We start from the raw sequence: 207 nt of genomic DNA, 5'->3' as shown, positions 1-207 counted from the left end.
AAACTTCATATGCGGCCCTCCCGGGCGCAAGCAAAAGGACTGGTTAGTGCCGCTCGCTATTTAGTTAGACAGTCTATTCAGTAGTCAGATTTCAGATCTGTAGATAGCCGCAGCAGCATCTTCCCAGATAAAACCGACCAAAATAAACCTGTCCCTTTTTGGCAGGTTTCCCGTGGGGCGGGCACTGATGAAGTTTATCGCGAGTTC

It is taken from the genome of Collinsella sp. TM06-3 (genome assembly GCF_003436395.1).
Lineage (GTDB): Bacteria > Actinomycetota > Coriobacteriia > Coriobacteriales > Coriobacteriaceae > Collinsella.
This window is presented reverse-complemented; position numbering follows the sequence as displayed.